This is a genomic window from Pseudooceanicola nanhaiensis, from assembly GCF_020171315.1.
Taxonomy (GTDB): domain Bacteria; phylum Pseudomonadota; class Alphaproteobacteria; order Rhodobacterales; family Rhodobacteraceae; genus Pseudooceanicola; species Pseudooceanicola nanhaiensis_A.
In genome coordinates this window covers 841040-862599 of the sequence record NZ_JAIUZP010000001.1, presented here as the reverse complement: position 1 = coordinate 862599, position 21560 = coordinate 841040, and the positions used below count along the sequence as shown (strand labels likewise).

At 67.2% G+C, this 21560-nt stretch carries 22 protein-coding genes; 6 read left to right on the top strand and 16 right to left on the bottom strand.

Annotated features, from left to right (window positions below):
• Positions 1-174 precede the first annotated feature (174 nt).
• Both scpA and LCM32_RS04030 read right to left on the bottom strand, forming a co-directional pair.
• Positions 175-2304 (bottom strand): methylmalonyl-CoA mutase, encoded by a 2130-nt coding sequence (gene scpA / locus LCM32_RS04035; protein ID WP_224819758.1) that lies wholly within the window; start codon positions 2302-2304, stop codon positions 175-177.
• Positions 2276-3223, bottom strand: a complete 948-nt coding sequence (locus LCM32_RS04030; protein WP_224819757.1) for a hypothetical protein — start codon at positions 3221-3223, stop codon at positions 2276-2278. Before LCM32_RS04030 ends, scpA begins: the two co-directional genes overlap by 29 nt.
• 169 nt (positions 3224-3392) lie before the next feature.
• Here LCM32_RS04030 and LCM32_RS04025 point away from each other — a divergent pair, with 169 nt between their 5' ends.
• Positions 3393-3899, top strand: a complete 507-nt coding sequence (locus LCM32_RS04025) for a DUF4174 domain-containing protein (RefSeq protein WP_224819756.1) — start codon at positions 3393-3395, stop codon at positions 3897-3899.
• 115 nt (positions 3900-4014) lie between these two features.
• Here LCM32_RS04025 and LCM32_RS04020 read toward each other — a convergent pair whose 3' ends face one another.
• From LCM32_RS04020 to LCM32_RS03990, 7 genes are all read right to left on the bottom strand, one after another.
• A complete protein-coding gene (locus LCM32_RS04020) occupies positions 4015-6060 on the bottom strand; it encodes an acetyl/propionyl/methylcrotonyl-CoA carboxylase subunit alpha (protein WP_224819755.1) in 2046 nt (681 codons plus the stop codon).
• A gap of 191 nt (positions 6061-6251) precedes the next feature.
• Entirely contained in the window at positions 6252-6464 is a 213-nt protein-coding gene (locus LCM32_RS04015; protein WP_224819754.1) for a hypothetical protein, read from the bottom strand.
• A gap of 391 nt (positions 6465-6855) precedes the next feature.
• Positions 6856-7266 (bottom strand): hypothetical protein, encoded by a 411-nt coding sequence (locus tag LCM32_RS04010; protein ID WP_224819753.1) that lies wholly within the window; start codon positions 7264-7266, stop codon positions 6856-6858.
• 84 nt (positions 7267-7350) lie between these two features.
• The gene (locus LCM32_RS04005) at positions 7351-7491 is read right to left on the bottom strand and encodes a hypothetical protein (protein WP_224819752.1); all 141 of its coding nucleotides are present in this window, start codon (positions 7489-7491) and stop codon (positions 7351-7353) included.
• 217 nt (positions 7492-7708) lie between these two features.
• Positions 7709-8110, bottom strand: a complete 402-nt coding sequence (locus LCM32_RS04000) for a DUF6497 family protein (RefSeq protein ID WP_224819751.1) — start codon at positions 8108-8110, stop codon at positions 7709-7711.
• Positions 8103-8459, bottom strand: a complete 357-nt coding sequence (locus tag LCM32_RS03995) for a hypothetical protein (RefSeq protein ID WP_224819750.1) — start codon at positions 8457-8459, stop codon at positions 8103-8105. The genes LCM32_RS04000 and LCM32_RS03995 overlap by 8 nt, the downstream gene beginning before the upstream one ends.
• Positions 8460-8463: 4 nt before the next feature.
• Positions 8464-9996: an acyl-CoA carboxylase subunit beta gene (locus LCM32_RS03990; RefSeq protein WP_224819749.1), complete on the bottom strand. Its 1533-nt coding sequence runs from the start codon at positions 9994-9996 to the stop codon at positions 8464-8466.
• 190 nt (positions 9997-10186) lie between these two features.
• Here LCM32_RS03990 and LCM32_RS03985 point away from each other — a divergent pair, with 190 nt between their 5' ends.
• Together LCM32_RS03985 and LCM32_RS03980 are read left to right on the top strand one after the other, a co-directional pair.
• Positions 10187-11410 (top strand): multidrug effflux MFS transporter, encoded by a 1224-nt coding sequence (locus tag LCM32_RS03985; RefSeq protein ID WP_224819748.1) that lies wholly within the window; start codon positions 10187-10189, stop codon positions 11408-11410.
• A gap of 124 nt (positions 11411-11534) precedes the next feature.
• Positions 11535-12932, top strand: coding sequence for a helix-turn-helix domain-containing protein (locus LCM32_RS03980; protein ID WP_224819747.1), 1398 nt, complete (start codon positions 11535-11537; stop codon positions 12930-12932).
• On the opposite strand, the gene LCM32_RS03975 is transcribed toward LCM32_RS03980, so the two are convergent.
• From LCM32_RS03975 to LCM32_RS03955, 5 genes are all read right to left on the bottom strand, one after another.
• The gene (locus LCM32_RS03975) at positions 12933-13184 is read right to left on the bottom strand and encodes a YdcH family protein (protein WP_224819746.1); all 252 of its coding nucleotides are present in this window, start codon (positions 13182-13184) and stop codon (positions 12933-12935) included.
• A 151-nt stretch (positions 13185-13335) separates the two neighbouring features.
• Entirely contained in the window at positions 13336-14280 is a 945-nt protein-coding gene (locus LCM32_RS03970) for a DMT family transporter (protein ID WP_224819745.1), read from the bottom strand.
• Between the two features lie 114 nt (positions 14281-14394).
• Positions 14395-14994, bottom strand: a complete 600-nt coding sequence (locus tag LCM32_RS03965) for a LysE/ArgO family amino acid transporter (RefSeq protein WP_224819744.1) — start codon at positions 14992-14994, stop codon at positions 14395-14397.
• 207 nt (positions 14995-15201) lie between these two features.
• Complete coding sequence (locus tag LCM32_RS03960) at positions 15202-15996, bottom strand: EcsC family protein (RefSeq protein WP_412070660.1); 795 nt, start codon at positions 15994-15996, stop codon at positions 15202-15204.
• A 106-nt stretch (positions 15997-16102) separates the two neighbouring features.
• A complete protein-coding gene (locus LCM32_RS03955; RefSeq protein WP_224819743.1) occupies positions 16103-16588 on the bottom strand; it encodes a GNAT family N-acetyltransferase in 486 nt (161 codons plus the stop codon).
• An 82-nt stretch (positions 16589-16670) separates the two neighbouring features.
• On the opposite strand from LCM32_RS03955, the gene LCM32_RS03950 reads away from it, so the two are divergent.
• From LCM32_RS03950 to LCM32_RS03940, 3 genes are all read left to right on the top strand, one after another.
• A complete protein-coding gene (locus LCM32_RS03950) occupies positions 16671-17255 on the top strand; it encodes a flavin reductase family protein (RefSeq protein ID WP_224819742.1) in 585 nt (194 codons plus the stop codon).
• Between the two features lie 92 nt (positions 17256-17347).
• Entirely contained in the window at positions 17348-18217 is an 870-nt protein-coding gene (locus tag LCM32_RS03945) for an S-methyl-5'-thioadenosine phosphorylase (protein ID WP_224819741.1), read from the top strand.
• A complete protein-coding gene (locus LCM32_RS03940; protein WP_224819740.1) occupies positions 18217-18747 on the top strand; it encodes an adenine phosphoribosyltransferase in 531 nt (176 codons plus the stop codon). Before LCM32_RS03945 ends, LCM32_RS03940 begins: the two co-directional genes overlap by 1 nt.
• A gap of 130 nt (positions 18748-18877) precedes the next feature.
• On the opposite strand, the gene LCM32_RS03935 is transcribed toward LCM32_RS03940, so the two are convergent.
• Both LCM32_RS03935 and LCM32_RS03930 read right to left on the bottom strand, forming a co-directional pair.
• Positions 18878-20311, bottom strand: a complete 1434-nt coding sequence (locus LCM32_RS03935) for an FAD-binding oxidoreductase (RefSeq protein WP_224819739.1) — start codon at positions 20309-20311, stop codon at positions 18878-18880.
• Positions 20312-20356: 45 nt separating this feature from the next.
• Positions 20357-21217, bottom strand: a complete 861-nt coding sequence (locus tag LCM32_RS03930; RefSeq protein ID WP_224819738.1) for an MBL fold metallo-hydrolase — start codon at positions 21215-21217, stop codon at positions 20357-20359.
• Positions 21218-21560: the final 343 nt, after the last annotated feature.

Here is a 21560-nt window from a genome sequence, read left to right as displayed (position 1 = left end):
CAAAGGGCGGCCCGCGTCTCGCGCAGGCCGCCCTTGTCGTATCTGATCGTCTTGTCCCATCGCCGCAGCGATATGCCTTGCGGCCGGTCCTGCCCGTTTTCTTTGAAGAAAACGGACCGGAAAAGGTGCATTTTCCGGACAGGGCCGCCCCGGGGGTGGCCCTGCCGGGCGGGCTCAGCCGCGGGCTTCGCGGATCAGCTTCAGGATGTCCTGCGCCGCCTGCGGGATGTTGGTGCCGGGGCCGAAGATCGCCTTCACGCCGGCCTTCTTGAGGAAGTCGTAATCCTGCTGCGGGATCACGCCGCCGCAGATCACGAGGATATCCTCGGCGCCCTTCTCCTTCAGCGCGGCGATCAGCTGCGGGGCCAGCGTCTTGTGGCCTGCTGCCTGCGAGGAGATGCCGACCACGTGCACGTCATTGTCGATGGCATCCTGCGCCGCCTCGTCCGGGGTCTGGAACAGCGGGCCCACGTCCACGTCAAAGCCGATGTCGGCAAAGGCGGTGGCGATGACCTTGGCCCCGCGGTCGTGACCGTCCTGCCCCATCTTCACCACCAGCATCCGCGGGCGGCGGCCTTCGACCTCGGCGAAGTCCTCGACCGCCTTCTGGATCGCGGCAAAGCCCTCGTCGCCCTCGTAGGCGGCCCCGTAAACCCCGGCCAGCGTCTTCACCTCGGCCCGGTGACGTCCGAATTCCTTCTCCATCGCCATGCTGATTTCTCCAACGGTGGCGCGGGCGCGCGCGGCCTCGACCGCCGCCTCCAGCAGGTTGCCTCCCTCGCGCGCGCGGCGCGTCAGTTCGTCCAGCGCCGCATCGCAGGCAGCCTGATCGCGGGTGTCGCGGATCGAGGTCAGCCGGGCGATCTGGCTTTCGCGGACCTTCACGTTGTCCACGTCGAGGATGTCGATCGGGTCTTCCTTGTCCTTGCGGTACTTGTTGACCCCGACGATCACCTCCTGCCCCCGGTCGATCATCGCCTGCCGGGTCGCCGCGGTCTCCTCGATCCGCAGCTTGGGCATGCCGGAGGCCACGGCCTTGGTCATGCCGCCCATCTCCTCGACCTCCTGCATGAGGGCCCAGGCCTTCTCGATCAGCTCGGCGGTCAGGCTCTCGACGTAGTAGGAGCCCGCCAGCGGATCGACGACATTGGTGATCCCGGTCTCTTCCTGCAGGATGAGCTGGGTGTTCCGCGCGATCCGGGCCGAGAAGTCCGTCGGCAGGGCGATCGCCTCGTCTAGCGCGTTGGTGTGCAGCGACTGGGTGCCGCCGAGCACCGCCGACAGCGCCTCGTAGGCCGTGCGGATGACGTTGTTGTAGGGGTCCTGCTCCTGCAACGACACGCCCGAGGTCTGGCAGTGGGTGCGCAGCATCTTGGAGCGTTCGGACTTGGCGTCGAACTCCGTCATGACGCGGTGCCAGAGCGTCCGCGCGGCACGCAGCTTGGCCGCCTCCATGAAGAAGTTCATGCCGATGGCAAAGAAGAACGACAGCCGGCCCGCGAACTTGTCCACGTCCATGCCCGCGTTGATCGCGGCGCGGACGTATTCGCGCCCGTCGGCAAGCGTATAGGCCAACTCCTGCACGAGGTTCGCGCCCGCTTCCTGCATGTGGTAGCCGGAAATCGAGATCGAGTTGAACTTGGGCATCTCGTTCGAGGTGTACTCGATGATGTCCGAGATGATCCGCATCGAGGGTTCGGGCGGATAGATGTAGGTGTTGCGGACCATGAACTCCTTGAGGATGTCGTTCTGGATCGTGCCCGCCAGCAGCGCCTTGTCGTGGCCCTGCTCCTCGCCGGTGACGATGAAGGAGGCCAGGATCGGGATCACCGCGCCGTTCATGGTCATCGAGACCGAAACCTGATCGAGCGGGATGCCGTCGAAGAGGATCTTCATGTCCTCGACACTGTCGATCGCCACGCCGGCCTTGCCCACGTCGCCCACCACGCGGGGGTGGTCGCTGTCATAACCGCGGTGCGTCGCGAGGTCGAAGGCGACCGAGACGCCCTGCTGACCGGCGGCAAGGTTGCGGCGGTAGAAGGCGTTCGATTCCTCCGCGGTGGAGAAGCCCGCGTATTGCCGGATCGTCCAGGGCCGGCCCGCGTACATCGTCGCCTTCACCCCGCGGGTGAAGGGGCCGAAGCCGGGCAGCGTGCCCATATGCGGCAGGTCCGCCGTGTCCTCGGCGGTATAGAGCGGCTGAACGGGAATTCCCTCCAGCGTGTCCCAGACGAGGCTGTCGGGACTTTTGCCCTTCAGCTCCTTCTCGGCCAGGTTACGCCATGCGTCCTTCGTCTGTGCCATGTGCTTGTCCTCTTGTCTCTCGCCGCGCGGCGGATGTTGTCCCCGCCTGCCGCGCCTCCTTCTGTCTGACCAGGAATGTCCCGGCCCAATCCTCCTGCACCAGCCGCGCAAGGCCATCGGCCCCGGCGCGCAGCCAGTCGAGATCCTGCCTGTAGGCGGCCTCCAGTGCCGCCCGCTGCTCCGCGTCGAACAGCCGCCAGACCCCCTGCCCCTCGGGCAGACGGGCCGGATCGGCCCCGCGATCCCTCAGCGCGCCGCGCAGGGCCACCAGATCGGGGCGGCGGTGCAGCCACTCCCGCGCATGGGTCAGCGGCGGCAGAACAGCATGGCCCGCCATGTGCCACAGGCGTTTTTCCGGCAGCCCAGCATAGGTCTCGTGGGTCAGCACCATGACCTCGGCGCCGCCAGCGGCCGCCGCCACATCCGTGATCACCGCGCGCCAGCCGCGCGGCTGGGTCACCAGCCGGTCCAGCAGACCCGCGTCCGGCAGGCGGTGGCCCCGCATCACCGCGAAGGCGAGGCTCGATTCCCAGTAATGCTCCTGCCCGCGGATCGACAAAGCGATGCGCCGGGGGCGGCAGCCGAAGGCCGCCACGTGGCGCGCGATCCGTTCGCCCGCATCGCGGTAAAGCGTGGCCTCGCGCAGGTTGGCGCGGGGCGCGCCCAGCATGTTCTCATCCGAAACGACGAGGACCCGGGCGCCCGCGCGCCGCGCGGCTTCGAGGTTGAGGGCGATCCGCCCCCGCGCCCGCTCTGCCCCCGGCCCGCCGGTGACGCCCGCCAGTAGCCCGCGCCGGGTCCGCTGCGGGCCCCAGACGGCGATGCCGTGGCCTGCAAGCTGCGCGGCATTCGCGGCCAGATAGGCCTGAAACGTGGTGGAAGCGGTGCGATGCGCCCCCGCGTGCAGGATGATCTCCATTCCTCTGCGCCCCTTCTGCTGCCGCGCCCCAAGGGCCACGGTCCGTCCCCGCCACCCTGCCGGACGAGGCGTGAGAAGAGGCTTAACCTGCGGATTTGCCGCAATGTCGCAGAGGATTTTCGTAGTAATTTCTTGGTCCGCGCTTATATCCGGACAGACAGGAGGGGCCATGACATCCATGAAGACATGCCTATGTGCCGTACTGCTCGTGCTTGCGCCGCTGGCGGCCGCCGCACAGCAGGCGACCAGCGTGCCCGCCGCGGCTGCGCCCGACGCGCCCGCGGCACCCGCCGTGAATGAGAGCGTGGAAGACAGCGTGTTCTGGACCGGCGAGACACCGGACCTCGACAGCTTCCTCTGGGAGAAACGCCCCGTGGTGGTCTTTGCCGACACGCCCAACGACCCGCAGTACCGGCGCCAGATCGAGAACCTCGAAGAGCGCCCGGCCGAACTGCTGGACCGCGATGTCATCGTGCTGACCGATACCGACCCCGCCGCCAGCGGCCCGCTGCGGCGCAAACTGCGCCCGCGCGGGTTCAACGTGGTGCTGATCGACAAGAACGGGCAGGTCACGCTGCGCAAGCCGCAGCCGCTGACCGTGCGCGAGCTCTCCGCCACCATCGACAAGACGCCGCTGCGGCGGCAGGAACTGCAGGAACGGCGGCTGCTGCAGTAAGACGGCAGCGCCCCCGGACCCGGCAGATCAATACAAGCCGGTGCAGGACCGGCCATTCCGGGCCGTCCGGCCCACGGGGCGCAGGGCCCCGCAGGCGTTATGACGGCCCCGAAGATCACTCGAATTCCATGATCACGTCGTCGACCGCGAGGCTTGCGCCCGCAGCGGCGTTGATCTTGGTCACCACGGCCTTCTTCTCGGCGCGCAGGATGTTCTCCATCTTCATCGCCTCGATGGTGCAGAGCGGCTGGCCTTCCTGCACCTCCTGCCCCTCTTCCACGTCGATCTTCACGACGAGGCCCGGCATCGGGCAGAGCAGCAGCTTGGAGGTGTCGGGCGGCAGCTTCTCGGGCATCAGCTGGGCCAGTTCGGCCTGGCGCGGCGTGCGCACGTGGACCTTCATGTCGGCCCCGCGCATCCGCACGCCGAACCCGCCCGAGATATACTTGACCTTCATCACCAGCGGCGCGCCGTCGACCGTCATCTCGGCCAGCTGGTCGCCCGGGGTCCAGTCGCCGGCCACCCGCAGGGCGGTACCGTCATCGAAGGTCACCGTCGCGCCATCGGGCGAGGCATCGACCTTCACGTCGAAGCTGGCGCCCTGAAGCGCGACGTTCCAGTCGTTGCCGACATGGCGTTCGTGGTTGCCCATCCGGCCCGAGATGCGGGTCTTGCGGATTTCGGCCACGCGGTTCATCGCGGCACAGGCGGCAGCGACGCGCTTCAGCTCGGCCTCCGGCAGGGTCACGCCGTCAAAGCCTTCGGGATATTCCTCGGCGATGAAGGCCGTGGTCATGTCGCCCGAGACGAACTTCGGATGGTCCATCACGGCGGCGAGGAACGGCAGGTTGTGCCCGATGCCCTCGACCTCGAACCGATCCAGCGCGATGCGCATCGCCTCGATCGCCGCCTCGCGGGTCGGCGCCCAGGTGCAGAGCTTGGCGATCATCGGGTCGTAGTACATCGAGATCTCGCCGCCCTCGTAGACGCCGGTGTCGTTGCGCACGGCCGTGTCGCCCGACGGCGCATCGCCCTGCCACTTGCCGTTCACCAGAAGCGGGCCGGCGGCCTGCTCCTCGGGCGGACGGTAGCGGGTCAGACGCCCGATGGAGGGCAGGAAGTTGCGATAGGGGTCCTCGGCGTAAAGCCGGTTCTCGATCGCCCAGCCGGTCAGCTTGACGTCGTCCTGCGTGATGGTCAGCGGCTCGCCGCCCGCAACGCGGATCATCTGCTCGACAAGGTCGACGCCGGTGATCAGCTCGGTCACGGGGTGTTCCACCTGCAGGCGGGTGTTCATCTCGAGGAAGTAGAAGTTCTTCGACCCGTCGACGATGAATTCGACCGTCCCGGCAGAGGCATAGCCCACGGCCTTGGCCAGTGCGACGGCCTGTTCGCCCATCGCCTTGCGGGTCTCCTCGTCGAGGAAGGGAGAGGGCGCCTCTTCGACGACCTTCTGGTTCCGGCGCTGGATCGAGCATTCCCGCTCGCCCAGGTAGATGCCGTTGCCGTGGCTGTCGCAAAGCACCTGGATCTCGATATGGCGCGGCTGGGTCACGAACTTCTCGATGAAGATCCGGTCATCCCCGAAGGAGTTCGCGGCCTCGTTCTTGGAGGACTGGAAGCCCTCGCGCGCCTCGGTGTCGTTCCACGCGATCCGCATGCCCTTGCCGCCGCCGCCGGCCGAAGCCTTGATCATCACCGGATAGCCGATCTCGCCCGAGATCTTCACCGCCTCCTCGGCGTCCTCGATCAGGCCCATGTAGCCGGGCACGGTGGAGACACCGGCCTCCTGCGCGATCTTCTTCGAGGTGATCTTGTCGCCCATGGCCTCGATGGCCTTGACCGGCGGGCCTACGAAGGCCACGCCCGCGGCCTCCAGCGCCTGCGCGAACTTGGGGTTCTCCGACAGGAAGCCATAGCCCGGGTGCACGGCCTGCGCGCCGCTGGCCTTGATCGCCTCCATGATCTTGTCGATCACGATATAGGACTGGTTCGCCGGGGGCGGGCCGATGTGGATGGCCTCATCCGCCATGGCAACGTGCAAGGCGTTGCGGTCGGCGTCGGAATAGACGGCCACGGTGCTGATGCCCATCTTGCGCGCCGTCTTGATGACGCGGCAGGCGATTTCGCCCCGGTTGGCGATCAGGATTTTGTCGAACATGTTATGCCCCTTCCCGGTCTTGGTTCGTGTCCCGGCCCGGCGCCGTTGCGCCCGGCGTGGTTGTTCCTGCCTCGCGGAGGCCCGGCCAGCGGGCACCCGTTAGACGCGAAAACGCCACCGCGGCAGGCACCGCGATGGCGTTCAGATCTCGACGTGCAGAACCGGGTTCCGACCGGAGGGTCGGAGCGCGATCAGTTGCAGCGATGCGGATACTGGTTGCAGTAGGCGACGTTGGCCGCAGCACCCACGAGGGCACCGGTCGCCAGGCTGCCGCCCGCGACGGCCGACCCTGCGCCGCCGACGCCTGCACCGATGACAGCTTGCTCACCGAGCGTGTCGCCACAGGCAGCGAGGCCGCCCAGAAGTGCGGTTGCCAGGATCCATTTTTTGCCGTGCTTGAGCATGGTTTCTCACCCCAAATGATTGTGTATCTGGGGGATAGAACACACGAACGCGCTGCCGGTTCCATAGAGTTGATCTGGCCGTGGCGGGAAATTGCCGCCCGACCGACGCGCACAGGCGCTTTCCCGCCGCGTGACGTGGCAGGAGCTTTCGGTCTCTCGAAACGGAAGAAAAAGGCGGGCGGCCGGCTGTTGGGGGAACCGGGCCGCCCTTTAGGGGAAGGGTAACGGTATAGACACGCCGCAGGACGCAGGCCCTGATCAGACAAGGAATGACGCCCTGCAGCATAAGTGATGCTGCCCGTCAGAATCGCTCGCGCCAAGATTGAAATGCGCGGCGCGGCGGCATGGGCCATTCCTTGCCAGAAAAGGGGGGTCAGCGGCAGAAACACGCCTATTCCTCCCCGTCTTCGTCATCACCCCAGTCGTCTTCGTCCTCGTCGTCCCAGTCCTCTGCCTCATCGGCGAAGACATCGGGGAAGGACCGGCGCGCCACCTCTTCGTCGATGACGAGCAGCGCATCGTAGCTCTTGGGGTCGAAGGGTTCTTCCGCGGCCACAACCTCGCGGCCAAAGAGCCACGACAGGCGACCGGCGTCGAGGTTGCCGCGCTCGAAGGGCTCTGCGCCGAAGTGTTCCCAGAGCGCCGCCATGAAGCCCGCATCCGCACGGCGGTCGGGGGCCTTGCGGTCGCGATAGCGCTCGCGCTTGGTGATCGGCGTCACGCCCTTGGGGTTGGCGCGGCGGATGGTGAACTGGAAATCCGTACCGGGCAGACGGCCCGGGAAGCCACGATGCTTGATCATGCTGCACCCCCGGAGATCAGGGTGACAGACAGGCCATGGGTCGGGTCCGGCCGCAGGGCCGGACCCGGTGTCTTCACACGCGGCTTACTTGTATTTGCCGGTGTAGACGGGTTCCATCGAGATCGGCTCGGGCTGGACCACGACGTATTCTTCTTCCTGTTTCGCGCAGGCGCCTGCGACGGCGACCAGACCGAGAACGAGGATGCTCTTGATGCTCTTGGACATCCAATACTCCTGCTTCGTTGCTGGGGCGGGTATTCCATGGCCACGGGGGCACGGAACCCCGACCACGGGTTTGAGGTCACATGATCGCGACCTGCCGACAACATAGCGGAGTTCGGGCGGATTTCATATCCGGCTCGCAGTGTCCCTGCGGCCTGTGGTGGGAAAGCATCATCCCGCCGGGGGGCCCGGCAGGGTTTCGCAATATGTGGTGCGGTCATCAGAACATCTCCCAGATGCAGCGGCCTTCTTCGAGGCGGAAAGCCTCGAAATACTGCGTCACATCGGGCGCCGAAACACCGAAATCAACCGCAGAGGACGCCAGCGAGATGATGGCCTGTCCGGGCCGGTCTCCCTGCCCCGCCGCCCAGGGCAGAACCTGCCCCTCGCAGAGCGCGGCAAAGTCGCCCTCGACCCGGTCATAGGCGGCACCGGTCAGCCCGTCCGCCACGTATCTGAAACGGACGACGCCCCCCTCCGAGGCGTCGTCCAGCCTGATTTCCTGCAGATGCAGGACCAGACCAGAGGGAACGGTCGGGGCGTCCTCCTGCCCCGCAACCGGTGCCGTCGCCCAAAAGAGGGCCCCTCCGAGAACGGCAGATGTCACAACGGCCCTATGCATCGGACCTCTCCCCGCGACGGGCATGGCGGACCCACCGCGCACGATGCGCGGGGCTGGCCAGCAGCGTGGCCACCGCCTCTTCGGCGGCCGCGCGGCCAAAGGCGCCCTCGACCCGCCCACCGGCGGTGACGTGCAGGCCCGCGCCCGTGTCCTCGACCCGGACCACCGGCGAGAAGCCGCGCATATGCTGCAACGCACGCCAGACGTCCTGACGGACCTGATGCGCGATCGCGGTCTTCGACCCACCCGGCAGAAGCGTTTCCGCCTTCAGGTCGAAGCGCGCGGGCAGTTGGCGCGCCAGTGTCAGCGCGCCGTCCTGCCGCAGGATATGCCAGCGGGTCCGGGACATGGGATCAGAGCGGGATGTTGTCGTGTTTTTTCCAGGGGTTCTGCAGCTTCTTGCCGCGCAGGCTGGCAAAGGCCCGCGCCACGCGCCGCCGGGTCGAGCGGGGCTGGATCACCTCGTCGATGAAGCCCTTCTCGGCCGCGACGAAGGGATTGGCGAAGCGGTCCTCGTAGTCCTTGGTGCGCTGCGCGATCTTCTCGGCATCGCCCAGTTCGGACCGATAGAGGATCTCGGTCGCGCCCTTGGCGCCCATCACCGCGATCTCTGCGGTGGGCCAGGCGTAGTTGAAATCGCCGCGCAGGTGCTTGGACGCCATCACGTCATAAGCGCCGCCATAGGCCTTCCGGGTGATCACCGTCACCTTGGGCACCGTCGCCTCGCCATAGGCAAAGAGCAGCTTGGCCCCGTGCTTGATGACGCCGCCGTATTCCTGCGTGGTACCCGGCAGGAAGCCCGGCACGTCGACGAAGGTCAGGATCGGGATCTCGAAGGCATCGCAGAAGCGCACGAACCGCGCCGCCTTGCGGGAGCTGTCGATGTCGAGGCAGCCCGCCAGCACCATCGGCTGGTTCGCCACCACGCCCACGGTCTGGCCTTCCAGCCGGATGAAACCGGTGATGATGTTCTTGGCGTAGTCTTCCTGGATCTCGTAGAAATCGCCTTCGTCCGCGACCTTCAGGATCAGTTCCTTCATGTCGTAGGGGGTGTTGGCGTTGTCCGGGATCAGCGTGTCGAGGCTGGCCTCGATCCGGTCCACCTCATCGAAGAAGGGACGGACCGGCGGCTTCTCGCGGTTGTTGAGCGGCAGGAAGTCCACGAGGCGGCGCACTTCTGCGAGCGCCTCCACGTCGTTCTCGAAGGCGCCGTCCGCGACCGAGGATTTCTTGGTGTGGGTCGATGCCCCGCCCAGTTCCTCGGCAGTGACGACCTCGTTGGTTACGGTCTTCACCACGTCGGGGCCGGTGACGAACATGTAGGAGCTGTCCTTCACCATGAAGATGAAGTCGGTCATGGCGGGCGAATAGACCGCGCCGCCGGCGCAGGGGCCCATGATGACAGAAATCTGCGGCACCACGCCCGAGGCGAGCACGTTGCGCTGGAAGACCTCGGCATAGCCCGCGAGCGAGGCGACCCCCTCCTGGATGCGGGCCCCGCCCGAGTCGTTCAGACCGATGACCGGCGCGCCGTTCTGCACCGCCATGTCCATGATCTTGCAGATCTTCTGGGCGTGGGTTTCCGACAGCGAGCCACCGAAGACGGTGAAATCCTGAGAGAAGACATAGACCATGCGGCCGTTGATCGTGCCCCAGCCGGTGATGACACCGTCGCCGTAGGGGCGATCCTTCTCCATGTCGAAGTCGGTGCAGCGATGGGCCACGAACATGTCGAATTCCTCGAAACTGTCCGCATCCAGCAGCAGTTCGATCCGCTCGCGCGCGGTCAGCTTGCCCTTGGCATGCTGCGCCGCGATGCGCCGTTCGCCGCCACCCAGCCGCGCAATCTTGCGGCGATCGTCGAGTTCCTGAAGAATATCCTTCATGATGGGTCCCCATGGCTCTTGTGCGATTTTCCGGGACCATAGTGGAGCGCCGCTCAGGCTCAAAGCGAAATCCGGCATATTTGCAAATCATTGGCAACTCGCATTTTGCAAATTGCAAATATGCAAAGTCACCCCCTGCCCCAGCTTGCGGGGGATAGACAAGGCTGCACGCGCGCCATACGAGAATTGCATGACAGACGCATCTAAATCGCGGTACCTCGACCGGCGGTCCCACCCGCATATTTCGACCCTGATCCTGATGGCCGGGGCCTCGGCCATGGCGATCAATCTCTTCCTGCCGTCGCTGCCCGCGATGGCGGTGCATTTCGGGGCCGAATACTCCGTGATGCAGCTGGCGGTGGCGCTGTTCCTGGCCACCAACGCGGTTATGCAGATCTTCATCGGCCCGCTGTCCGACAAATTCGGGCGACGCCCCGTGGCGCTTGGCGGGATCGGGCTCTTCTGCCTGGCGACGATGGGCTGCCTTGCGGCGCCGAACATCACGGTCTTCCTGATCTTCCGCATGATGCAGGCCACCATCGCCGCCTCGCTGGTGCTGTCCCGCGCCGTGGTGGGCGACATCTATTCCCGCAACAAGGCCGCCTCGATGCTGGGCTATGTCACCATGGGGATGTCGCTGGTGCCGATGCTCGCCCCGATGATCGGCGGCTTCCTCGATCAGACCTTCGGCTGGCAGGCCTGTTTCTGGGCGCTGCTGCTGATGGGGCTGGGCCTCTTCACGGTGGTCTTCTTCGACCTTGGGGAAACCAAGGAAAGCAGCGGTCTGACCCTCGTCCAGCAGTTCCGCGAATACCCCGAGCTTCTGACCTCACCGCGGTTCTGGGGCTATTGCATGGCCTCGGCCCTCTCGGCAGGCTCCTTCTTTGCCTACCTCGGCGGCGCGCCCTACATCGCGACCGAGATGTACCAGATGACCCCGGCGACCTTCGGCATGTTCACCGGCGCCCCGGCCATCGGCTATTTCGCGGGCAACTTCGTCACCGCGCGGCTGGCGGCCAGGCTGGGCGTGAACCGGCTGATCATCTGGGGCTCGATCGTCATGGTGATCGGCCTCGGCGGGTCGATCCTGCTGCACATGGTCGGACTGGGCGGGCCCTTCACCTTCTTCGGTGCGATGATCTTCGTAGGCATGGGCAACGGTCTGACGATGCCCAATGCGACCTCGGGGATGCTCTCCGTGCGCCCGCACCTCGCCGGCACTGCCTCGGGGCTTGGTGGCACGATCATGATCGGGGGCGGCGCCCTGCTATCGATCCTCGCCGGTATCCTGCTGCAGGGGGCCGAGGCGCCCTTCCCCCTCCTGTGGTTGCAGATGACCTGTGGCATCGCCGGTCTGGTCGCGATCTACCTCGTCATCAAGCGCGAAAAGAGCCTCGCCGCGGCCGGGATCTGACGCCCCCGGCCTGCGCAAAACCGCTTGTTAACGGCAGTTTGCAAAGCTAGCGTCTCCGGCACCCGGGGCGCAGCAAATCTGCAAAGCCACCCCCGGACGACAGGCTGCGGCGGAGGGGACAGAGATGGCGCAGAAACTCTATGCCGGGGCCAAGCTGCGTGAAACGCGGCAACGGCTAGGGCTGACCCAGAAGGATTTCGCGGCCAAGCTCGGCGTCTCGCTGCCCTATCTGAACCAGATGGAGAACAACAACCGGCCCGTCAGCACCTCGGTCGTGCTGTCGCTGGCGCAGGAGTTCGGCTTCGACGTGACGGAGCTGTCGACCGGCGACAGCGAGCGGCTGGTCAGCGACATGCGCGAGGCGATGGCCGATCCGGTGCTGGCCGAGGTCGCCCCGCCGCTGGCGGACCTACGGCTGACCGCCTCCAACGCGCCCGCCCTCGCCCGGGCCTTCCTCGAACTGCACCGCGCCTATCGCCAGACCCATGAACGCCTCGCCTCGCTGGACGAGGCGCTTGGCCGCGACGACGCCCGCAGCCAGACCTCGCCCTGGGACGAGGTGCGCGATTTCTTCCACTATTGCGACAATTACATCGACGCGGTGGACCGTGCGGCGGAACGTTTCGCCAGCCCCACGGGGCCGGAGCACAACATCCGCGTGCGGGCCGTCACCGCGCTTGGCGCGCGCGGCATCACGGTGGATTTCGCCGAAACGCCGGTGCTGCGCCGCTTCGATGCCGAGGCGGGCGTGCTGACCCTGTCGCACCGCGCAGCGCCCGAGACGCAGACCTTCCAGCTGCTGTTGCAGGTGGCGCTTCTGGAGCAGGACAAGCTGCTGGAGGCCACGCTGGACCTCGCCCGCTTCCAGTCCTCCGAAAGCCGCGCCATCGCCAAGATCGGGCTGGCGAACTACTTCGCCGGGGCGGCGCTGATGCCCTATACCGCCTTCCTCCACGCAGCGCAGGAGGTGCGTCACGATCTGGAGCTGCTGGCAACCCGCTTCGGCGCCTCCATCGAACAGGTGGCACACCGGCTCTCGACGATGCAGCGGCCGGGGGCCAAGGGCATCCCCTTCTTCTTCGTGCGGGTCGATCAGGCAGGCACGATCACGAAACGCCACTCTGCCACGCGGCTGCAGTTCGCGCGCTTCGGCGGGGCCTGCCCGCTCTGGAACGTGCACCGCGCCTTCGAGACGCCGGGCCGCTTCCTGCGCCAGCTGGCGGAAACGCCGGACGGGGTGCGCTATATCAACCTCGCGCGGGACGTGTCGAAATCGGGGGGGAGTTTCGGGGCACCGGTGCGCCGCTTTGCCATCGCGCTCGGCTGCGAGGTGGCCCATGCGCCGGCGCTCGTCTACGCGGATGACCTCGACCTGGGCAAGCCCAAGGCCTTTGAGCCGATCGGCATTTCCTGCCGCATCTGCGAGCGGGTGCATTGCCACCAACGGTCGGTGCCGCCGCTGGAGCGGCGGCTGACCATTGATGTGAACACGCGGGACGTGCTGCCCTACGACGTGGGCTGATCAGCCCGCGGGCTGTGCGGCCTTCAGCAGGGCGAAAAGCTCGTCCTTCAGGGCGCCGCGCTGCTTGCGCAGTTCGATGGCGGCCAGATCGTCCATCGGCGTGACGTTGGTTTCGGCCAGATGGATCTTGTCGTTTGCCTCGGCGTATTCGGCCAGCAGGCGCGCGAAATGCGTGTCCTGCGTCTTCAGCGCCGTGATCGTGGCAGCATATTCCGGGAAGTCGTCATGAAGTTGGTGCGGAGCCTTGGACATTGTCGTTCCCTTTCCTGTTGTCTTTGAGGAGAGGCTAGACCCATGTCCCAGACCCTTCTTTGACAGGGATCAAGTCCCACGGGGGTGCCGCTGCGACAATCCGGCCCAATGCAAGTGGGCCAGTCCGGCAGGCCCAATTCGACAGGCCCGATCATAGCTTCGTCGCGGGGGCCGGCGGGGTGATGCGCCGCTTCAACCGTGCCTCGCGCCAGGTGATGAAAGACACGGCCGAGATGATCACCACGCCGCCGAAGACGACATAGGGGTCAATCGGCTCGCCAAAGACCAGCACGCCCAGCAGAACCGCCCAGACCAGCTGCAGGAAGGTCACCGGCTGGGTCACCGTGATCGGGGCCTCGCGGAAGGCCAGCGTCATCAGGTAGTGCCCTGCCGTCGCCACCAGCGCGACCCCCGCAAGGACGGCCCATTGTTCGCCCGTGGGCGCCTGCCAGACGGGGATCGCCGCAGGCGCCAGCCCGATGGTCACCGTCAGCGACATCAGCGCCACCACCGGCACCGGGCCGATATCGTCGGTCATCACCTTCGCGACAGAGTACGAGACGGCAAAGAGCACGGCGGCCACCAGCATCGACAGGTGCCCCGGCCCGATCTCGCGCAGTCCGGGGCGCAGGATGATGCAGGCCCCGACCAGCCCCACCCCTACTGCCACGATGCGGCGCACGGCCATCCGTTCGCCCATGAAGAGCGCGGCCCCGATGGTCACGAGGATCGGCGTCAGGTAGCCGAGTGCCGTCACATCGGCCAGCGGGATGCGGGCCATGGAGTAGAACCACAGGATCACGCCTGCCGAATGCACCACGCCGCGCAGCCCCGCCATGCCCCACTGGCGCCGGGTCAGCGGTTGTTTCGCAAGGACATAGAAGGCCGGGATCGTCAGGATGATGCCAAAGGCATAGCGGATGAAGGCCCCCTGCGCTGCCGGCAGGCCGGTGCCGATGTAGCGTACCCCCGCCGTCACGCCGACAAAGAGCAGCCCCGCCATGACCATGTAGGCCACCCCGAGAACCGGACGCTGTTCCGGTTTGGGCGGCGGCGGAACCGGACTGCCCGGGGTCAGGCGAGAGGTCTTTGACATGCGCATATCCATGTCATCTGCATACAGTAACGCCCGATTCCGGCAACCCCCAGAGATGAAAATGAAACGGACGCGCGCCTAGTGAAGCGGTGCTGGCAGGATCAGGACCGGGGCTCAGAGCTGCCCGCGCAGGAGGCTGAAGGCCACGCTCCACATCACCAGCCCGACGAGGATGTCGAGCACCCGCCACGCCAGCGGCTTGGCAAAGAGCGGCGCCAGAAGGCGCGCGCCGTAGCCCAGCGAGAAGAAGAAGACCAGCGAGGCGCTCATCCCGCCCGCGGCGAATCCCGCCTTGTCATAGGGGGCCGAGACCGCGCCCATCAGCACCAGCGTATCGAGGTAGACATGCGGGTTGCCCCATGTCAGCAGCAGGCAGGTGGCCAGCGCCCGGCCAAGGCTCTGCCCGCCCTGCCCCGCGGCCTCCAGCACCTCGCCGCCACGCCATGCGTTGCGAAAGGCCAAGGCCCCGTAGACCAGCAGGAAGGCCGCCCCGCCCCATGTCATCACCGGCTCCAGCCAGCCGATCCGCGCGGCCAACGCGCCAAAGCCGGTCACGCCCGCCGCGATCAGCACCGCATCCGACAGGGCGCAGACGAGGCAGATCCAGAAGACATGTTCGCGCCGCAGCCCCTGCCGCAGCACGAAGGCATTCTGCGCCCCGATCGCCACGATCAGCGACAGGCCAAGCCCGAAGCCCGCCAGATAAGATTGCATCGCCGCCTCCCCCTTGCACAGCAGAGCGCCCTTCCTAGCGCGGCGAGGCCTCCGGCCCAAGGGCGGAAATGCAAAGGCCAGTCTGAACGGGGACAGCCTATACGGGACCAGCCTGTACAGGGCCTTTCACGTGTACGCGGTTCGGGGGTGCCCTGCGGGCCGGGCTAGCCGCGCGCAACACCGACAGGGCGCCGCTGCGGCCTGCGATCAGTTCTGCCGTGGCAGGGGTTTGCGCGTCACCCGGGCGCGCAGTTCCTCCACGAGGATCGGGTAGGGCACATCCGCCTCGATCGCCAGCCGACGCAGGCCAAAGCTGACATGCGCCACCTCCTGGTAGTAGCTGGTATAGGCGAAGTTCGTCGCCGCCCCCGCCACGGCCCCCAGCACCGGGACGGTCTGGGCCGCCAGTTTCTGCCCCATCGCCACCGCCAGTTTCGGCGCAACCCGGGCGATGACGCCCTGCACCGTCTTGCCACTCAGCGCAAAGCGGGCGGTCAGGAAGCTGAGGTCCGAGGCCTCGTTCACCCCCAAGGGGCCCGAGGCGGCAAAGACCTCGATACAGTCGAACTGCACGTTCTCCTCGGAGGGGTCGAAGCCATGCTCCGCCGCCACGCCGAGGATCGCGCGCATCAGCACCGTCGTGGTGACCGGCAGCTCCGCCAGCGAGGCCGAGACCCCGCCGAAGCCGCCCGCCGCCCCCATGGCCGTCGTTGTCACGGTGTTGAGCCAGCCGGGCTGGTCCCCCACCATCCCGCGGGATGTATGCGCGGCCTTCACCGCGACGTTCAGCGCCAGCCCCGTGGCCCGGTCGAGCCGGCCACGCACGTCGCCCGGCAGCCGGTCCAGCAGGCCTTCGGCCTTGCCCCCCACCAGCGAGAGGACCTGCATCCCCATGCCACCCGCGTTGCGATATCGCTTGGCCAGCGCATCCAGCGCCGCCGCGGTGTCGTCGGTGATCAGGGCACGGCTCTGCTCCGCGCCCGGGCGTTCCATCTGCTGCATCTCGCTCTCCCGCTGCATGACAGATAGATTGGGCCGAGGAGCGCCGCTTTCAATGTTTATCGGGTTAACAAGTCAGCGGCACGCCCGCGCGGCGGGCAGATCGCGCTCAATAGGCGCGCACCACCTCGCCCTTTATGCCGTCCCAGCTGCCGGGGATCAGCGCGCGGCCCAGCACCCTGTCGGGGTTGGTCGGCGGCGGCATCACCACGTCGTCGAGCTTGGTAAAGCCGAAGCGGCTGTAATAGGGCGCATCGCCCACCAGCATCACCCGTTCCCAGCCCCGCGCCTCCGCCAGCGCCAGGCTGTCCTGGATCAGCAGCGCGCCCAGCCCTTCGCCCTGGTGCGTCGGGTGCACGGCCACCGGCCCCAGCAGCAGCGAGATCACCCCGCCCACCCGGATCGGCCAGTAGCGGATCGCCCCGCCGAGGATGCCATCGGCATCGCGGGCAATCCGGCTCAGCTCCGCCACCTGCGGCACGCCATCGCGCAGCCGATAGGACGACAGCGCGGTCCGGCCCGGGGCGAAGCACAGGTCATACAGCGCCTCGACCTCCCACCAGTCCTCGGGATGTTCCTGTGAAACGGTGAACATGCGTCCTGCGGCCCCGTTGGCTGAAGTCAGTGGCACGGCACCTAGCATGGCGCTACACCGGGGGCAAACCATCGGAGGTCACATGTTCTACGAACCGAAGGACGGCCACGGGCTGCCCCATAACCCGTTCAACGCCATCGTCTCTCCCCGCCCGATCGGCTGGATCTCGACCCGGGGCAAGGACGGGTCCGAAAACCTCGCCCCCTATTCCTTCTTCAACGCGGTCGCCTATGTGCCGCCGCAGGTGATGTTCGCCTCCACCTCCTCCAAGGACAGCCTGCGCAACATCCGCGAAACCGGCGTCTTCTGCGCCAACGTGGTGGAGACCGCGGCCCGCGACGTGATGAACGCCACCTCCGCCGCGCTGACGCCCGAGACCGACGAATTCACCCACGCCGGGATCACCCGCGCCGAGTGCGAGACGATCCCCTGCTCGCGCGTGGCCAATGCGCCTGCCTCGCTGGAATGCCGCGTGACCCAGATCTTGCAGCTGGAAGGCGCCGACAACTGGCTGATCCTCGGCGAGGTCACCGGCGTGCACATCCGCGAGGATTGCCTCGTGGACGGGCGTTTCGACGTGACCACCTTCCAGGCGCTGTCGCGGCTTGGCTACCGTGACTACGCAAGCGTCACCGACGTGTTCGAACTGACACGCCCCGACGACTGATCGCAGCGCGCCGTTGCACCCTGCCCGCCGCTGCGTAAGCTGCGGGCAAAGCCTCAGGCACAAGCACAGGCACAGGCACAGGGGAGCGGCGCATGGAACGTGTACTTGGGATCATCGGCGGCTCGGGCCTCTACCAGATCGAGGGGCTCGAAGAGGCGACATGGCAGGAGGTCGAAACGCCCTGGGGCGCGCCCTCCGACGCGATCCTGACGGGGCGGCTGGCGGGCACGCGGCTCGCCTTCCTGCCCCGCCACGGGCGCGGCCATGTCCATTCCCCGACCGAGGTGCCCTACCGCGCCAATATCGACGCGCTGAAACGGCTGGGCGTGACGGATATCCTCGCCCTCTCCGCCTGCGGCTCGTTCCGCGAGGAGATGGCGCCGGGCGATTTCGTCCTCGTGGACCAGTTCATCGACCGCACCTTCGCCCGCGAGAAGAGCTTCTTCGGCACCGGCTGCGTGGCCCATGTCTCGCTCGGCCATCCCACCTGCGCGCGGCTCTCCGACCTCGTGGCGGAAGCGGCGCGGGCGGCGGGCATCTCCCTGCACCGCGGCGGCACCTACCTCGCCATGGAGGGGCCGCAGTTCTCGACCCTGGCCGAGAGCCTGATGTACCGCAACGTCTGGAACTGCGATGTCATCGGCATGACCAACATGCCCGAGGCCAAGCTCGCCCGCGAGGCGGAGATCTGCTACGCCCCCATCGCCATGGTCACCGACTACGACAGCTGGCACGAAGACCACGGCGCCGTGGATGTGACCAAGATCCGCGACACGCTGCTCGGCAATGCCGAGAGAGGGCGCGCGCTGGTGCAGGAACTGCCCCGGCTGCTCGCAGGCTCCCCCCAGCCCTGCGCCGAGGGCTGCGACCGGTCGCTGGAGTATGCCCTGCTGACCGCGCCCGAGAAACGCGACCCGGCGCTGCTGGCCAAGCTCGACGCCGTGGCCGGGCGGGTGCTGTGATGGACGACATCCGCAATTACATCCGCACGATCCCCGACTTCCCCCACGAGGGCATCCTCTTTCGCGACGTGACCACGCTCTTCGGCAGCGCCCGCGGCTTCCGGCTTGCGGTGGACCAGCTGGTGCAGCCCTTCGCGGGCACGCGGATCGACAAGGTCGTGGGTCTGGAGGCCCGCGGCTTCATCCTCGGCGGCGCCGTGGCACATCAGCTGTCCTGCGGCTTCGTGCCGGTGCGCAAGGCAGGCAAGCTGCCCGCCGCCACGATTTCGCAGAGCTACACGCTGGAATACGGCGAGGCCATCGTCGAAATCCACGACGACGCGATCACCGCAGGCGAACGGGTGCTGATCGTCGATGACCTCCTCGCCACCGGCGGCACGGCCGAGGCCGGCATCACGCTGGTGGAGAAACTGGGCGGCGTGATCACCGGCTGCGCCTTCGTGGTCGACCTGCCCGACCTCGGCGGGCGCGCCCGGCTGGAAAAACTGGGCTATGCGGTCACGGCGCTTTGCGCCTACGAGGGGGCGTAACCGGGGCTCTGCCCCGGACCCCGGGATATTTGGGAAACAGAAATGAAGGACGCCCCGGGAAGGGCCGCCGGATGCTTTCCGTTTCGCAAATATCCCCGCCGGAGGCCTCAATTCTGACGGGGACCGCGCCCTATCTGCGGGCCAGGACGGCGCCGGGGTTCATGATCCCCCTGGGATCGAAGAGGTCCTTGATCCCGCGCATCATCTCCAGTTTCACTGGATCGCCGTAGCGTTCCAGATCGCGCACCTTCAGCCGGCCCACGCCGTGTTCGGCAGAGAAGGAGCCGCCCATCTCGTGGAGCACGTCGTGCACCGCGGTCTGAATCTCTTCGCGCAGGTGCACGAACTCGGCCTTCGTATGGCCCTCGGGAGCGAAGACGTTGAAATGCAGGTTGCCGTCGCCGAGGTGGCCGAAGGCGTTGATGCGGAAGGGGGCGATCCGGTTCACGGCCTCCTGCGCGCGCGGCAGGAAGTCGGGGATCAGGTCGATCGGCAGCGAGATGTCGTTGGAACAGATCGCCCCCACGGTGCGGTTCGCCACCGGGATATGTTCGCGCACGTTCCAGAACTCCGCCGCCTGCCCTGCGCTTTGCGCCACGAGCCCGTCGGAGACGAGACCGGCCTCGAAAGCCTCGGCAAAGAGCCCCTCGAGCGCCTCGGAGGGCACGAGGCCGCGGGCCAGCCCCACTTCGATCAGCACGCACCAGTCGGGCGGCGTATCGAAGGGCTGGCGGATGTCGGGCAGCCCTGCCTTCATGAAGCGCAGGCCGGTGCCGTTGATCAGCTCGAAGGCCGAGATCGCCTCGCCCATGTGGTCGCGCGCCATGGAGAGCAGCTTGATCGCCGTGGCGGGGCTGTCGACGACCATGTAGGCCACGCCCTCGCCTGCCGGTTTCGGGAAGAGCTTGAGCGAGGCGGCGGTGATGATCCCCAGCGTGCCCTCGGCCCCGATGAAGAGGTCGCGAAGGTCATAGCCGGTGTTGTCCTTGCGCAGCCGCGACAGCCCGTTCCAGATCCGCCCGTCCGGTAGCACCACCTCCAGCCCGAGGCAGAGGTCGCGGGTATTGCCGTAGCGCAGCACGTTCACCCCGCCCGCGTTGGTCGAGAGGTTGCCGCCGATCCGGGCCGAGCCCTTGGCGGCGATGGCCAGCGGGAAGATGCGCCCGACCTCCTCGGCCGCCGTGTGGATGTCCTCGAGGATCGCGCCGGCCTCGACGATCATCACGTTCTCGTCCGCGTTCAGCAGGCGGATGGCGGTCATCCGCTCCAGCGAGACGAGGATCGCGGGCGTCTCGCCGCTGTAGGTATGGCCGCTGACCAGCCCGGTGCCGCCGCCGTGGGGGATCACCGGGACGCCATGGGCATTGGCGATCTTCAGGATTGCCGAGACCTGTTCGGCGCTCTCGGGCGAGAGGACCTGCGCCACGCCGGTGCTGTCGCCGTAGCCGCGCAGGCAGGCGAGATAGCCGGGCAGCAGCGGGCGGAACACCTTGCCGGGCAGCGCGGCGCGCAGCTGGTCGAGGACATCGGGAGCGAGAGCGGGGGCGGCGGGCTGATCGGTCATGGCCGGATCTGTAGCACCGCGCGGCCCGGGCGCCAGTGGAAAACGCTACTCCGCCTCGCGCAGGTAGGCCGGGCGCAACACGTGCACCGTGGGCCGCGCCGGCAGATCGCGCAGAGAGATCTCCAGCGCGTTCTCGCCCTCGTTCACCACCGCGAAGACATCCGAGACACCGTCGAGGAAGCTGCCGAGGGAGCGGTCCGAGAACCAGTGCATCGGCAGCACGATGGAGGAGCGCAGCCGCTCCACCACCCGCACCATGGAGGCGGTGTCCAGCGTCAGCCCGCCATCCACCGGCACCATCAGCACGTCGAGCCGCCCGAGTGCCGCATATTGTTCGTCGTTGGGTTCGTGGTGCAGGTGGCCGAGGTGGCCGATGCAGAGGCCCTCGACCTCGAAGACGAAGATGGAATTGCCGTTTTCCTCGGCGCCGTCCCAGCTGCGGATGTCGGTGGAGACATTGCGGATCAGCATCTCGCCGAGGTCGAGGTGGTGGTCGACCGCCTCGCCCCGGGTCTCGGACCAGCCGCGCAGCACATGGGGGATCGCGGGATCGGGGGCGGAGGTGAAATGGCTGGAATGGGCGTGGTTCATGGTGACCACGTCGGGGATGAAATCGACGTTGCCGTGGTAGCCCGCGTAATCGGTGATCGCCGAAAGCCCGCCCGGGGTCTGGAGCAGGTAGGAGGAGTGGCTGACGTAGGTCAGCCGGACCGAGTACTCCGCGACCGGTTCGCGGAAGGAGGCTTGCCGGAGGTACTGGAGGCCCGGCGTGGCGTCGGCGATGGCGATGCAATGGGAGGGCCGGCGCTCCTGCGCGGGCGCGGTGTCGGGGAGGAGCGCGAGCAGCGGCAGGGTGAGCAGCGTCCGGGGCGCGGTCAGGATCGGTGACTGGGGGGCATGGGACATGGGGCGACCTCCTGCGGGCAGCCTAGCATGGGGCTGGCGGGGCGTGGGTGTCGTAACGGAAGGTGCTGCGTTCACAAAGCCGTGGATGCCTTGGGAGAGGCAGGCGGGGCTTGGGTTTGGTGCGGGGTTGAGGACTGAGGACTGAGGACTGAGGACTGAGGACTGAGGACTGAGGACTGAGGACTGAGGACTGAGGACTGAGGACTGAGGACTGAGGACTGAGGAGGCTGTTGCCAGTTCCTCGCGAGGATCAACGCTGCGGTCTCACGCGAAGGGCAGCGCCGTCCCGCGGGGTGGCGCAGTAGCGCCGCCCCAGGGGGGCGGGTCGGCGCTGCCCGGCCTT